Here is a 14,798-nt window from a genome sequence, read left to right as displayed (position 1 = left end):
CATGTTATTCTAGGGTCGCTATTCATATCACCATCAAGTTAAGATTGAGAGTCGTACATTGATTTCCCCACTGAAATGGATTGCCGGCACGATGCTGTGTGTTGCATCGGCCTTGTCTCCCCTGGTCGCCCTGGCCCAGGTGTCCGCCACCGTAACGCCTGCCGCACCCGACACGCGCAGCGAGGACGATGCCTTCCTGCTGCTGCGCGACGCCGCGCGCAAGGATGACATCGAGAAAGCCGACTTTTACGCGGGGCGCCTGACGAATTACCAGATTCCATCGTATGTTGACTATTATCGGCTGAAACCGCGCATCAAACAGTTGACCGAGGCGCAATTTCGCGATTACCTGAACCGCTACAAGGGCAGCGCCATCGCCGACCGTTTCCGCAACGACTGGCTGCTGGAGCTGGGCCGCAAGCGCGACTGGGTTGTGTTTGACGAGCAATACCCGCAATTCGCGCTCGACGACGACACCCAGCTCAAGTGCTATGCGCTGATGTCGCGCGCCGCCAAGGGACAGAACGTGGCGCCCGAGGCGCGCAACCTGCTCGTGTCGCCGCCCGGCTATGGCGAAGCGTGCGGCAGCCTGATCGCGGTGTTGGCGCAAAACGGCCAGTTCGACACGAACGACCTGTGGGCGCAGATCCGCCTGGCGGGCCAGACCAATGCCACGGGCCCCGCGCGCCGCATCGCGCTGCTGCTGGGCGCCTCCGACGCGAAGATGGCGCAAGCGATCGACTTGCCCGCGCTGGTGCTGGCCAAGGGCCCGGGCGCCAGCCGCGCCGACCATGAAATGTACCTGGTGGCCGTGGGCCGCATGGCGAAAAGCACCTTGAAACTGGGCGTGGTGGCCCTGCAAAAGGCGAGTTCGCAGTTGACGGCGCAGGAGCAGGCCATCGGATGGGCCAGCCTGGCCCTGCAAGCGTCGTATGCGCTGGCGCCGGAAGCGTTTGAATATTGGCAAAAAACCAATGGTGCGCCCCTGACCCAGGAGCAGATGCAGTGGAAGGCGCGCATTGCCCTGCGGGAAGGGAATTGGCCGCTGGTGAAGGCCGCCATCCAGGCCATGCCGGCGTCCCTGCGCACGGACCCCACCTGGGTGTACTGGCTGGCGCGGGCGCAGCAGGCGGAAACGCCGGGCCGCCCGAATGCGCAGGCCGATGCCCTGTACCGCACGATCAGCGAGCAATCGAATTTCTACGGCTTGCTGGCCAATGAAGAGCTGGGCAACCATCTGGTGTTGCCGCCGCCGGGCCAGCCCGTGACGCCGGCGGAAATTGCCGTCATGGCGGCCAATCCGGGCTTGCAGCGGGCCTTGAAATTTTTCAATATGCGTTTGCGCTTCGAAGGCACGCGCGAGTGGAACTGGGAATTGCGTTCGATGACGGACCGCCAGCACCTGGCGGCCGCGGAATTTGCGCGCCAGAACAATGTGCTCGACCGCATGGTCAACACCTCGGACCGCACGCGTCTGGAAGTGGATTACACGCAGCGCTATCCGACGCCGCACGACGACGTCATGCACCCGGCCACGCAGACGCTGGGCCTGGATAAGGCCTGGGTGTATGGCTTGATCCGCCAGGAATCGCGCTTCATCATGGATGCGCAGTCGCATGTGGGCGCCTCGGGCCTGATGCAGGTGATGCCGTCGACGGCCCGCTATGTCGCCAAGAAGATCGGCCTCACCGATTTCGTCACGGAAACCCTGAGCGATGTGCGCACCAACGTCTTGCTGGGCACGAATTACCTGAACATGGTGCTCGGTGGCCTCGACGGTTCGCAAGTGCTGGCCAGTGCCGCCTACAACGCGGGACCGGGGCGCCTGCGCATCTGGCGCGCCACCATGACGCGTCCGCTGGAAGGCGCCGTCTTCGCTGAAACGATCCCGTACACGGAAACGCGCGGCTACGTGAAAAACGTGATGGCCAACGCCACCTATTACGCGGCCCTGTTCGAGAAGAGCCCGCAGTCGCTGAAAGCGCGCCTGGGCACCGTGGGACCGAAAAACAGCGCTGTTTCTGCCGATTTGCCATCATCCAACTAAAGCCCGCCGACCATGCAAACGACCATTCTCGATCCCAGCCTGACGCAAACCCTGGCCGCCGCGCGCGAGCCGGGCCTGACCCTCATCATCGGCAACAAGAATTACTCGTCGTGGTCGATGCGCCCGTGGGTGGCCATGACGGCGTTCGGCATCCCGTTCCATGAAGTGCGCGTCTTGCTCGACCAGAGCGACACGGCGACGAAAATCGCCGAATATTCGGCCTGCGGCCGCGTGCCCGTGCTGCTGGCGGGCGAGATGACGATCTGGGACAGCCTGGCCATCTGCGAATACCTGGCCGAGCAGTTTCCCGATAAGCACCTGTGGCCGCAGGACGTGGCCGCGCGCGCCATGGCACGCTGTGTCTGCGCGGAAATGCACTCGGGTTTCGCGGGCTTGCGCACGGATATGTCGATGAATATCAAGGCAAAATTGCCGGGCCGGGGCCGCACGGCCGCCGCCCAGGCCGACATCGGCCGCATCAGCGAAATCTGGGAAGAGTGCTTGTCGCGCTTTGGCCACCACCAGTTCCTGTTTGGCGACTTTTCCATCGCCGATGCGTATTTCGCCCCCGTCGTCATGCGTTTCCGCACGTATGGCGTGAGCCTGGCACCGGCCTTGAACGCGTATTGCGAACGCGTGCAGGCGCACCCGGCCGTGGCCCGCTGGATCGCGGAAGCGCTGGCGGAAACGGAAGTCGCTGCCAAGCACGACGCGGAATTGCCCGATTAAAGAGACGTTGACGATGAAGATATACACGGTCGGTGGCGCGGTGCGCGACCAACTGCTGGGCTTGCCCGTGAAAGACCACGACCACGTTGTCGTGGGCGCCACGCCTGAAGACATGCTGCGCCAGGGCTTCCGTCCCGTGGGCAAGGATTTCCCCGTCTTCCTGCACCCGAAGACGCAGGAAGAATATGCCTTGGCCCGCACGGAGCGCAAGACGGCGCCCGGCTACCGGGGCTTTGTCTTCCACACGGCGCCCGACGTCACGCTGGAAGACGACCTGGTGCGCCGCGATCTGACCATCAACGCCATCGCCCGGGCCGAGGATGGCAGCCTGACGGACCCGTTCGGCGGCATCGCGGATATCCGCAACAAGATCTTCCGCCACGTGTCCGACGCCTTTGGCGAAGACCCCGTGCGCATCCTGCGCCTGGCCCGCTTTGCCGCTCGCTTCGACGCTTTTACGGTGGCGCCCGCCACCATGGCGCTGATGCGCCAGATGGTGGCCGATGGCGAAGTCGACGCCCTCGTGGCCGAGCGCGTATGGCAGGAAGTGGCCAAGGGGCTGATGGAAAGCCGCCCGTCGCGCATGCTGACGGTGCTGCACGAATGCGGTGCCCTGGCGCGCATCATGGGGGAAATTGCGCTGAGCGAGCGCCTGCTGCAGGTGATCGACCATGCGGCAGCGCAAGGCCTCGAGTTGCCCGTGCGTTTTGCGGCCCTGATGCTGCGCATGAGCAAGGATGCCATCGAACAACTGAGCGAGCGCTTGCGCGTGCCCAACGAGTGCCGCGAGCTGGCCGTCATGGCGGCCCGCGAGCGCGAGCAGATCAATGGCGCGCTGGCGCTGAGCGCCGAAGCCATCGTTGCCCTGTGCGAACGCTGCGACGGCTTGCGCAAGCCGCAGCGCTTTACGCAGATGCTGCAAGCGGTGGCCTGCGATGGACTGGTCAGCGGCGATTTCCCTCAGGCGGCACGGCTGCAGGGCGGGCTGGACGCGGCGCGCGCCGTCAATGCGGGTGCGCTGGCGCAAGGCTGCGCGGAGCCGAAACGCATCCCCGAAGTCATCCATGCGGCGCGGGTGGCGGCCGTGCAGGCCTTCCTGGCCCAGGCTTGAACGGCGGAACTACGGTACAATGCTGCACTGCACAATGCCGGCCTGACGTGCCGCAGCACCGCTTCCAGGAGTCGACGTGACCTTACCCAAGCTATTTCAAAACCCGTTTCGCCGCTGGCTCAGCCGTAGCGGCGGCGGGCGTCCGACCGTGCTGGTCAAGCAGCTGCATGAGCGCGACCGGCGTCGCATGATGAAGCATTTCCTGACCCTGGAAAAAAGCGACCGTTTGCTGCGTTTTGGCAGCGCCTTGCCCGATGAACTCGTGGCCCAGTACGTGCAAAAGATGGATTTCTCGCGCGACATGGTCTACGGCGTCTACAACAGCCTGTTCAAGCTGGTGGGCGTGGGACATCTCGCGTTTGCGCCGAAGGACAAGTCGCCCGCGAAAAGCGTGGTGACGGACAAGGAGCAGGTGGCCGAGTTTGGCGTGTCCGTGTCGAAATCCATGCGCGGCATGGGCGTGGGCTCGAAACTGTTCGAGCGGGCAGCGATCCACTGCCGCAACAACGACGTCGATACCCTGTACATGCACTGCCTGTCGTCGAACAAGACGATGATGCATATCGCCAAGAAGGCGGGCATGGAAATCCAGCGCGACTATGGCGAAGCCGATGCTTATTTGAAACTATTGCCGCCGAATCCCAGCAGCATGCTGCAGGAAGCCGTGCAGGAACAGTTTGCCATGTTCGACTACACGTTCAAGGCCAATGCGCGCGCCGCCTATAAACTGTTCGAACGCTTGCCGGGGCGCAAGAAGCCGGTGCTCCCCCCACCGCCAGCAGAGTAATTACAGCAGCGGCAAGGCCGTCGTATCCTTGATGCGCTGCAGGGCGAAGCTCGATTTCACGTCCAGCACGGCCGGGTGGCGCAGCAGGGTCGCCATCATGAAGCGCGAAAAGTGTTCCATGTCTTCCACGTGCACGCGCAACAGATAATCCATTTCACCCGTCATCGCATAGCAGGCCACCACTTCCGGCCATTGCGCCACGGCCACGGCGAAGTCGGCGCGCGGCGAGGTATTCGTCACCAGATTGGGCGCCAGCACGCGCGCCGTGCTGTGGGCGGTGGCGTCGCTGTGCTTTTCCAGCCGTACGTTGACGTAGGCCAGCAAGCCCAGGCCGATCTTTTCCGGGTCCAGCAGGGCCACGTACTGGCGGATCACGCCCGCTTCTTCCAGCCGTTTGACGCGGCGCAAGCATGGCGACGGCGACAGGCTGACCTGTTCGGCCACGTCCTGATTTGACAGGCGGCCATCGGCCTGCAGGACGGCGAGGATCTTGCGATCCGTTTTATCCAGCGTAATTTTGCTCATGCTTCCTCCGGTGGTTCGACTTTCACGCAATATTATTGCGCAAATCATGATTGTTCGGGAGATCTTTGGCATTTAATGCCCACAGACCGCGCCTATACTGTGCGCTACTTCTTGGAGGAGACATCATGCAATTTCAGCCTTGGGATAACCCGATGGGTACCGATGGTTTCGAGTTCGTCGAGTATGCAGCACCAGACCCAAAAGCATTGGGCAAGCTGTTCGAGAACATGGGCTTCACGGCCATCGCGCGCCACCGCCACAAGGATGTGACCCTGTACCGCCAGGGCGACATCAATTTCATCATCAATGCCGAACAAGATTCGTTCGCGCAGCGTTTTGCCCGCCATCACGGCCCGTCCGTGTGCGCCATCGCCATCCGCGTCGACGACGCGGCCTTTGTGTACCGCCGCGCGCTGGAACTGGGCGCCTGGGGTTTCGACAATAAAACGGGCCCGATGGAACTGAATATCCCCGCCATCAAGGGCGTGGGCGATTCCCTGCTGTACTTCGTCGACCGCTGGCGCGGCAAGGGTGCGGACAAGCCGGACGCGGCCGCCCCGGGCGGCATCGGCGACATCAGCATCTATGACGTCGATTTCGTCGCCATTCCCGGCGCCGTCGCCAATCCCGCCGGTCACGGCCTGACGTATATCGACCACCTGACGCACAATGTGCACCGTGGCCGCATGAAGGAATGGGCGACGTTCTATGAAAGCCTGTTCAACTTCCGCGAAGTGCGCTATTTCGACATCGAAGGCAAGCTGACGGGCCTGAAATCCAAGGCCATGACTTCGCCGTGCGGCAAGATCCGCATTCCCATCAACGAATCGTCGGACGACAAGTCGCAGATCGCCGAATACCTGGACCAGTACCATGGCGAAGGCATCCAGCACATCGCGCTGGGCACGGACAATATCTATGCGTCCGTGCAAGGCATGCGCGATACGGGTATCGATTTCCAGGACACGATTGAAACTTACTATGAGCTGGTCAACCGCCGCCTGCCGAACCACGGCGAGCAGCTGGAAGAACTGCGCCGCCTGCGTATCCTGATCGATGGCCACAGCACGGAAAACGAACGCGAACTGTTGCTGCAGATTTTCACGCAGACGGTGATCGGTCCGATCTTCTTCGAGATCATCCAGCGCAAGGGCGACCAGGGCTTCGGCGAAGGCAATTTCCGCGCCCTGTTCGAATCGATCGAGCTGGACCAGATCAAGCGCGGCGTGCTGAAAGATACGAACGCGGCGTAATGTTGCTTTGTAACAAATAGTAGTAAAAAGAGCACCGGCCCGGGAGTGCAGCGCAGCAAAGAACTGCGCGCCTTCCTGTGGTAGTCTACGACAAACAAGTCATTTTTCCGCACCGGCATGCTCACAAAGCGCAGCCGGTACGTGTGAGTTCAACCGACTTTGCACGCGTAGCACAGAGAATAATGGAGACAAGTAATGAATGCACCAATCAAGGGCTCGAGTCTTGAGCCGGGCGCGCACGCGTCTGAAATTTCCCTGAACGACAAATACACCTTGGAGCGCGGCCGCGCCTTCATGACGGGCACGCAGGCGCTGATCCGCCTGCCCATGCTGCAGCGCGAGCGCGATCTGAAGGCAGGCTTGAATACGGCCGGCTACATCACCGGTTACCGCGGTTCGCCTGTGACGTCCGTCGACATGACGGCGATCAAGGCCAAGAAATACCTCGATGAGCACCACGTCAAATTCCACCCTGGCCTGAACGAAGACCTGGCCGCCACGGCCGTCTGGGGCACGCAGCAAACGAATCTGTTCGAAGACGCCAAATACGACGGCGTGTTCGGCATGTGGTACGGCAAGGGTCCCGGCGTCGACCGTTGCGGCGACGTGTTCAAGCACGCCAATAACGCCGGTTCCGCCAAGCATGGCGGCGTGCTGGTGCTGGCCGGCGACGACCATGCGGCCAAATCCTCGTCCACGGCGCACCAGTCCGACCATATCCTGAACGCTTGCGGCATCCCCGTGCTGTACCCGTCGTCGGTGCAGGAATACATCGACTACGGCTTGCACGCGTGGGCCATGAGCCGCTACACGGGCCTGTGGGTGTCGATGAAATGCGTGACCGACATCATCGAGTCGGGCGCCGCCGTCGATTTCGACCCGGACCGCGTGCAGATCACGCTGCCGACGGACTTCGAGATGCCGGCCGGTGGCCTGAACATCCGCTGGCCCGACACGGTGCTGGAACAAGAAGTGCGCATGAACAGCTACAAGTGGTACGCGGCGCTGGCGTATGCGCGTGCCAACAAGCTCAATAAGATCATCTGGGACAGCCCGAAGGCGCGCATCGGCATCATCACGGCCGGCAAATCCTACCTCGATACGCGCCAGGCGCTGGCGGACCTGGGCATCGACGAACAGACGGCGTCCGACATCGGCATCCGCCTGTACAAGATCGGCATGACCTGGCCGCTGGAAGCGGACGGCGTGCACGAATTTGCCAAGGGCCTCGACGAAATCCTCGTGGTGGAAGAAAAGCGCCAGATTCTCGAATATGCGCTCAAGGAAGAGCTGTACAACCTGAAGGATGGCGAGCGTCCGCGCGTGGTCGGCAAGTTCGACGACACGGGCGAATGGAGCAACCAGAAGGGCACGGGCCACGGCGACTGGCTGCTGCCGGCCACGTATGAACTGAACCCGGCCATGATCGCGCGGGCCATTGCCAGCCGCATTTCGCGCTACTACGCGGGCCACCCCGTCGAGCAGCGCGTGAAGGAACGCATCGCCTACCTGGAAGCCAAAGAGAATGTGCTGAAGGCGATCAGCGTGAAGCCGGATCCGCAAAAGGACCGCACGCCCTTCTTCTGCTCCGGCTGCCCGCACAACAGTTCCACCAAGGTGCCGGAAGGCTCGCGCGCGCTGGCCGGCATCGGCTGCCACTACATGGTGCTGTGGATGGACCGCGAAACGTCGACGTTTACCCACATGGGCGCCGAAGGCGTCACCTGGGTGGGGCAGGCGCCGTTCACGAATGAGAAGCACGTGTTTACCAACCTCGGCGACGGCACGTATTTCCACTCGGGCATCCTGGCCATCCGCGCGGCCGTCTCGGCCAAGGTAAACATCACCTACAAGATTCTGTTCAACGATGCGGTGGCCATGACGGGCGGCCAGGAATTCGACGGCCCATTATCTCCGGCGATCATTTCGCGCCAGATCGCCGCCGAAGGCGTGGGCCCCATCATCGTCGTCACCGATGAACCCGAAAAATACCCGGACGATTACGCCTGGGCCCCAGGCGTCACCGTGCGCCACCGTTCGGAACTGATGGACGTGCAGCGCGAACTGCGCGACATGCCCGGCGTATCGGCCATGATCTACGACCAGACCTGTGCTTCGGAAAAACGCCGCCGCCGGAAACGCAATGAATACCCGGACCCGGCCAAGCGCGCCGTCATCAACGAAGCCGTCTGCGAAGGCTGCGGCGACTGCTCCGTGCAATCGAACTGCCTGTCGGTGGAACCGCTGGAAACGGAACTGGGGCGCAAGCGCCAGATCAACCAGTCGTCCTGCAACAAGGATTTCTCGTGCACGACGGGGTTCTGCCCCAGCTTCGTGACGGTGGAAGGCGGCGGTCTGAAAAAGCCGAAGAAGGCGGCGGCTGCCGACAAGGACGCGCCGGCGGCGCCAGCCTTGCCGACGCCCGTCATTCCATCGACGGCCGAACCGTTCGGCATTCTCGTCACCGGCATCGGCGGCACGGGCGTGGTCACCGTGGGCCAGATCCTGGCCATGGCCGCCCACGTGGAAGGCAAGGGATGTTCCGTGCTCGACATGAGCGGCCTGGCGCAGAAGGGCGGCCCCGTGATGTCGCACGTGCGCCTGGCGGACCGCCAGGACGATATCCACTCGACGCGCGTGGGCACCGGTGCGGCCGACCTCGTGATCGGCTGCGACCTGATCGTCACGGCCAGCCGCGACGCCCTGTCGCGCATGGGAGAGGGCCGCAGCTGGGCCATGATCAACTCGACCAGTTCGTCGACGGCCGCGTTCGTGAAGAACCCGGACTGGCAATTCCCCGGCGCCTCGGCGCGCATGGAAATCGAAAAGGCGTGCGGCAGCGACCACGTGGACTTCATCGACGCGGGCCAGATCGCCACGGCGCTGATGGGCGACTCCATCGCGACGAATATGTTCATGCTCGGCTATGCCTGGCAAAAGGGCAAAGTGCCGCTGTCGGAAGCTGCCATCATGAAGGCCATCGACTTGAACAACGTCTCGGTGGCGTTCAACAAGGCGGCCTTCAACTGGGGCCGCGCCGGCGCCCACGATGCGGCCAGCCTGGTGCGCATGACGACGCCTGCGAAAGTGGTGGAATTCAAGCGGATCGAAACGCTCGACGACCTGATCGAAAAGCGCGTGGCCCTGCTGACGGCTTACCAGGACCGCGCGTATGCGCAGCAATACCTGGACTTCGTCGGCCAGGTACGCGCCGCCGAAAGCGCCCTGAATGGCCCGCACCTGCGCCTGACGGAAGCCGTGGCCCGCTACTTCTACAAGCTGATGGCCTACAAGGACGAGTACGAAGTGGCGCGCCTGTACACGGATGGCGCCTTCCAGGCGAAGATCGCGTCCATGTTCGAAGGCGACATCAAGCTCAAGTTCCACCTGGCGCCGCCGATCATGGCGAAAACCGACGCCCAGGGCCACCTGGTCAAAAAGGAATTCGGCCCATGGATGATGAAGGCGTTTGGCGTGCTGGCCAAGTTCAAGGGCTTGCGCGGCACGGCGTTCGACATCTTCGGCCATACGGCCGAGCGCAAGATGGAACGCGCGCTGATACTCGAATACCGCGCGACGGTGGGCGGCTTGCTGCCGAAACTGACGACGGCCAAACTGGCGCAAGCCGTGGCCATCGCCAGCATCCCGGAAGACATCCGCGGCTATGGCCACGTGAAGGAGCGTCATCTGAAGGCGGCGAAAGAGAAGGAAGCGAGCTTGCTGATCGCCTTCAACGCGCCGACGCCGCTGCCGCCCGTCGTGGCAGCACCCGTGGCGGCCACCGTGGCGTGATGGCGTGATGGTATGAGCTTGACACAATGGCACCTGCGGGCGCCATTGTGTTAAAGAAAACAACGTCTGATGGCAAAACGCATTATAATTTTTCGATAATTTCTTTTCGGAAAGTTTGCCATGCGTTCCCTGCGCTTTTCCACCCTGGCGGTTCCCCTTGCCCTTGTCTTGCTGTTGAGTGCCTGCGGCGGAGGCGGTGGCGGCAGCGACAGTGCGCCCGTCGTCCCGCCTGTCACGCCGCCCGATTCTACGGCGCTGGTCGCATCCTCCACGGTCGCGAACCGGTGCGAGGCGCCGCGCAGCGGCAGCAGCATCGACAAGCCCGGTACCTTGCTCAATGAGCAGATGTGGGTGCGCAGCTGGATCGATGAAACGTATCTGTGGTACCGCGAAGTGCCGACCACGTATCTGCCGCAAAGCTTTGCCACGCCCATCGCGTATTTCAACGTGCTGAAGACGACGGCCACGACGGCGTCGGGCAAGCCCAAGGACCAGTTCCATTTCACGTATACGACGGCCGAATGGGAAGCTTCGCTCAACGGCGTGGAACTCGGTTACGGCATGCTGCTGGCCATGACGCGCAACACGCCGCCACGCAAGGCGGTGATCTCGATAGTGGAACCGGGTTCGCCGGCGGCGCTGGCGGGCTTGCAGCGGGGCGACGTGCTGCTAACCATCGATGGCGTCGATTTCGTCAATGCCCCCGACGCGGCCAGCGTGGCCATCATCAACGCGGGCCTGTTCCCTACGGCGCAAGGCACGCACTCGCTGGTATTTAGTCGCGGTGGGGCGCCCATGTCGGTGAGCCTGACGGCAGTCAGCGTGAACACCAGCGCCGTGCAGAACGAGCGCATCATCGATACGCCTACAGGCAAGGTGGGCTATCTGACCTTCAATACGCACAATAACGTGGCCGAACGCCAGCTGGTCGAGACCATGCGCCGCTTCCAGGCGGCGGGCATCAGCGACCTGGTGCTCGACGTGCGCTACAACGGCGGCGGTTACCTCGATGTCGCCAGCGAGCTGGCCTACATGATCGCCGGTCCGCAAGTGACCACCGGCAAGACCTTCGAGCAGGTGGTCTTCAATGACAAGACCAAGCCGGAAGCGCCCGTGCCCTTCCATGCGCAAAGCCAGGGCTTTCCCGCGCCCAATCCCCTGGCCAAGGGCACGCCGCTGCCATCGCTGGGCCTCAAGCGCGTGACCTTGCTGACAACGGGCAATACCTGTTCGGCCAGCGAAGCCATCATCAACGGCTTGCGCGGCGTCGATGTGCAAGTCAACCTGATCGGCGGCACGACGTGCGGCAAGCCTTACGGCTTTTATCCTGCGCCCAATTGCGGCACCACTTATTTCGCCGTGCAGTTCCAGGGCGTCAATGCCAAGGGCTTTGGCGACTTTGCCGATGGCATGGCGCCTACGTGCGACGTGGCCGACGATTACCAGCATCAGCTGGGCGACGCGGCAGAAGGCATGCTGGCGGCGGCGCTGCGCTACCGCAGCAGCGGCAGCTGTGCCCCGGCCATGGGCGCGACCCGGCTGCTGAGTTCGTCGGAGAGTCCGGCCGACACGGCCATGCGCCTGCTGCGTCCGGCCTACAAGGAAATTGCCATCATGCGGCCATAAAGCGCATGCTTCTGCCATGGCCTCGCGATGGCGGTCGACATTTTTCTGCCCACAAATCTTTCTATATAACAATTTTGATATATAGAAAGATGAATCCATTCGTTCTGGAACGACTGGCATTTTGCTATCTTGCGGCCTTTCTCCACCTCGAAACGCGCAACGATGTCGAAACAGTTCAAGTTAACACCGCTCAGCCTTGGCGTACTGGCCATCCTGGGCGGCACCGCATGGCAGGCGCACGCGCAAACGCAAGCGCCCGCAGCGGATCAGCAGGCAGCGGCCACCCCGCCAGCCGTCGTGGTCACCGGTTCGCGCATTCCCCGCGCCAGCCTGGAAGGCCCGTCTTCCGTCACCATCCTGACCGGCGATGAAATCACCAAGCAGGGCTACAAGAACGTCTTCGACGCGCTGACCAATCAGGTGCAGAACAGCGGCTTTACGCAGGGCGAAGACTACGGCAACACCTTTACGCCGTCGGCCAATACCATCAGCTTGCGCGGCCTGGGGCCGAACCATACGCTGATCCTGCTGAACGGCCGCCGCCTGGCCGACTTCCCCATCGCCTATGACGGCGCGGTCAACTTCACCAATCTGGCGAACATCCCGTCGAGCATCGTCGAGCGCATCGAGATCCTCAACGGCGGCGCCTCGGCCATCTACGGCTCGGACGCGATCGCCGGCGTGGTCAACGTGATCCTGAAAAAACAGACGGAAGGCTTCGACATCAACGTCAAGGTCGGCGGCACTTCGCGCGGCGGCGCCGGCAACCAGCGCGTGCAGCTGACGGGCGGCGGCAATTTCGACAAGCTGCACACCCTGTTCAGCGTGGAACTGAGCCAGCGCGACCCGCTGTGGAGCATGGAGCGCGACTTCATGACCAGCCGCTCCGGCGTGCCGACCACGGTGGCCGCGCGCCGCACCCTGATGAAGGGCAAGGCCGGCAGCTATGTCGACCTGGGCGACACCTGCAACCAGTTCGGCGACATGTTCGGCGGCAGCGTGAGCAAGTACACGGCGTCGAATGGCAGCTACTGCGCCAGCCCGAAAGCCCGTCCCACCTTCTGGACCACGCAGACCAAGAACCAGAGCCAGAACGTGTTCGGCAGCGCCAATTACGAGCTCGATGCCGACACCACGCTGTTTGCCGACGTCCTGATCGGCAAGAACAAGACCGTCAACAATACGCGCGGCCCGTCGTGGACCTCAGCTTCGCTGAGCGGCAATTCCTTCCTGAACCAGAACAGCGGCGCCTACGAAGAGTGGACGCGCTTTATCTCGCCCGAGGAAATCGGCGGCGTGCAGCGCTACAACCGCAGCTGGGACGACCTGGCAACCGCCATCTCGCTGGGCGCCAAGGGCCGCATTCCGGGCAGCGCCTGGCAATATGAGGCCAACTACAACGCGTCGGTCTACAAGAGCGAAGGGCGCAGGCCGCAGCTGCGCTCGAACATCGACAGCTTCTTCCTGGGACCGAAGCTGGGCACGGACGCAAATGGCGTGGCCATCTACGCGCCGGACCCCGCGCGCCTGGCGCAGCGCCTGACGCCGGCCGAATTCGACAGCATCAGCGGCTACAGTGTCAGCAAGGACAAGGCGTGGACGAATACGCTGAGCCTGGCCACGAATGGCGACCTGTTCCAGCTGCCTGCCGGCACGGCGAAGATCGCCACGATTGCCGAAGCAAGCAAGCAGGGCTTCAGCAACGAACCCGACGCGCGCATCGACGCAGGCTATTTCAACGTCGCCACCGGTTCGGGCACCACCGCCGGCACCCGTTCGCGCTATGCGCTGGGAGCGGAATTGAACTTGCCGCTGCATGAAAAGCTGACCGGCACCGTCGCTGGCCGCTATGACCGCTACAGCTTTGCCGGCCGCAAGGAAGGCAAGTTCACTTACAACGGCGGCCTGGAATTGCGCCCGGCGCCGGATCTGCTGTTCCGCGCCAACTACGCCACCAGCTTCCGCGCGCCGGACATGAACTACATCTACCAGGCACGCGGCAAGGGCTATTATTCGAGCACCACCGACTATTACCGTTGCGACGCCGCGGGCAAGGCCATCGACGGCTGCGAATTTGCCAACAAGTCGCCGGGCGCCGATTACGTGCAGAACGGCAGCAAGGATCTGCAGTCGGAGAAGGGCAAGTCGTTCGGCGTGGGCGCCGTCTGGTCGCCGAGTTCCAATTTCGACGTGTCGGTCGATTACTGGAACATCAAGATCGACGACCTGGTGACGAACCTGAGCGCCGACAAGCTGCTGCGCGATGAATCCGATTGCCGCCTGGGCAAGGCCGACATCGGCTCGCCGACCTGTATCGACACGCTGGGCCGCATCGAACGCTACGCGGCCAATGCCTTGAACAAGGCAGGCGAGATCAAGACCATCACCGTCAATCCGATCAACGCGGCCAAGCAAAGCAGCAGCGGCATCGATATCAGCCTGAAGTATTTGCTGCGCACGACGGACTATGGCCGCTTTGCCTTCAAGGCCAACTACGCCCGGGTGCTGAGCAAGAAATCGCAGCAATTCGCCGGTGACGCAGAGACCGATGAAACCAAGTCGATGACGAACATGGATTGGCCGGACAAGCTGAACCTGAGCGTCAACTGGGGCGCGGGCGCCTGGTCGAATACCTTGCTGGTGAGCCGCTACGGCAAGGTGCCGAACGCCGCCGGCAAGGCCTACCTGACGCCGACGGCGCTGGCCAACATCAGCAGCGTCTACCGCATCAACGACCGCGCCACCGTTTCGCTGATCGTCAACAACGTGTTCGACAAGATCAAGCGCGACACCAGCAATGGCTGGCCGTACTATCCGATCGGCAATTACAGCCCGCAAGGCCGCCAGGGATGGATCGAGTTTAACTACCACTTTGGTTCGTAAACCGTACTGGCCGCATCCAGCCGGGACAGCATCTGCTGTTCCGGC

The 14,798-nt window shown here is 62.7% G+C and carries 9 protein-coding genes; 8 read left to right on the top strand and 1 reads right to left on the bottom strand.

The window, feature by feature from the left end; all coding sequences use genetic code 11:
* Positions 1-58: 58 nt before the first annotated feature.
* From VPH41_RS21475 to VPH41_RS21460, 4 genes are all read left to right on the top strand, one after another.
* Positions 59-2,047, top strand: a complete 1,989-nt coding sequence (locus tag VPH41_RS21475) for a lytic transglycosylase domain-containing protein (protein ID WP_328571437.1) — start codon at positions 59-61, stop codon at positions 2,045-2,047.
* Positions 2,048-2,059: 12 nt separating this feature from the next.
* The gene (locus VPH41_RS21470; RefSeq protein ID WP_152255443.1) at positions 2,060-2,776 is read left to right on the top strand and encodes a glutathione S-transferase family protein; all 717 of its coding nucleotides are present in this window, start codon (positions 2,060-2,062) and stop codon (positions 2,774-2,776) included.
* Positions 2,777-2,789: 13 nt separating this feature from the next.
* Positions 2,790-3,887, top strand: coding sequence for a multifunctional CCA tRNA nucleotidyl transferase/2'3'-cyclic phosphodiesterase/2'nucleotidase/phosphatase (locus VPH41_RS21465; RefSeq protein ID WP_328571436.1), 1,098 nt, complete (start codon positions 2,790-2,792; stop codon positions 3,885-3,887).
* Positions 3,888-3,963: 76 nt separating this feature from the next.
* Complete coding sequence (locus VPH41_RS21460) at positions 3,964-4,674, top strand: GNAT family N-acetyltransferase (protein ID WP_152282001.1); 711 nt, start codon at positions 3,964-3,966, stop codon at positions 4,672-4,674.
* Here VPH41_RS21460 and VPH41_RS21455 read toward each other — a convergent pair whose 3' ends face one another.
* Positions 4,675-5,199: an Lrp/AsnC family transcriptional regulator gene (locus tag VPH41_RS21455; RefSeq protein WP_034753092.1), complete on the bottom strand. Its 525-nt coding sequence runs from the start codon at positions 5,197-5,199 to the stop codon at positions 4,675-4,677.
* 125 nt (positions 5,200-5,324) lie between these two features.
* Here VPH41_RS21455 and hppD point away from each other — a divergent pair, with 125 nt between their 5' ends.
* From hppD to VPH41_RS21435, 4 genes are all read left to right on the top strand, one after another.
* Positions 5,325-6,452, top strand: coding sequence for a 4-hydroxyphenylpyruvate dioxygenase (gene hppD / locus VPH41_RS21450; RefSeq protein ID WP_328571435.1), 1,128 nt, complete (start codon positions 5,325-5,327; stop codon positions 6,450-6,452).
* Between the two features lie 195 nt (positions 6,453-6,647).
* Complete coding sequence (locus tag VPH41_RS21445) at positions 6,648-10,244, top strand: indolepyruvate ferredoxin oxidoreductase family protein (RefSeq protein WP_328571434.1); 3,597 nt, start codon at positions 6,648-6,650, stop codon at positions 10,242-10,244.
* A gap of 120 nt (positions 10,245-10,364) precedes the next feature.
* Positions 10,365-11,870 carry a S41 family peptidase gene (locus tag VPH41_RS21440; protein WP_328571433.1) on the top strand — a complete coding sequence of 502 codons (1,506 nt, stop codon included), beginning with the start codon at positions 10,365-10,367 and terminating at the stop codon, positions 11,868-11,870.
* 162 nt (positions 11,871-12,032) lie between these two features.
* Positions 12,033-14,753: a TonB-dependent receptor plug domain-containing protein gene (locus VPH41_RS21435; protein ID WP_328571432.1), complete on the top strand. Its 2,721-nt coding sequence runs from the start codon at positions 12,033-12,035 to the stop codon at positions 14,751-14,753.
* Positions 14,754-14,798: the final 45 nt, after the last annotated feature.

Source organism: Janthinobacterium sp. P210006, from assembly GCF_036231885.1.
GTDB classification, from domain to species: domain Bacteria; phylum Pseudomonadota; class Gammaproteobacteria; order Burkholderiales; family Burkholderiaceae_D; genus Janthinobacterium; species Janthinobacterium violaceinigrum.
Note: the sequence above shows the minus strand (reverse complement) of the source record. Positions and strands in the feature narration are given on the sequence as shown.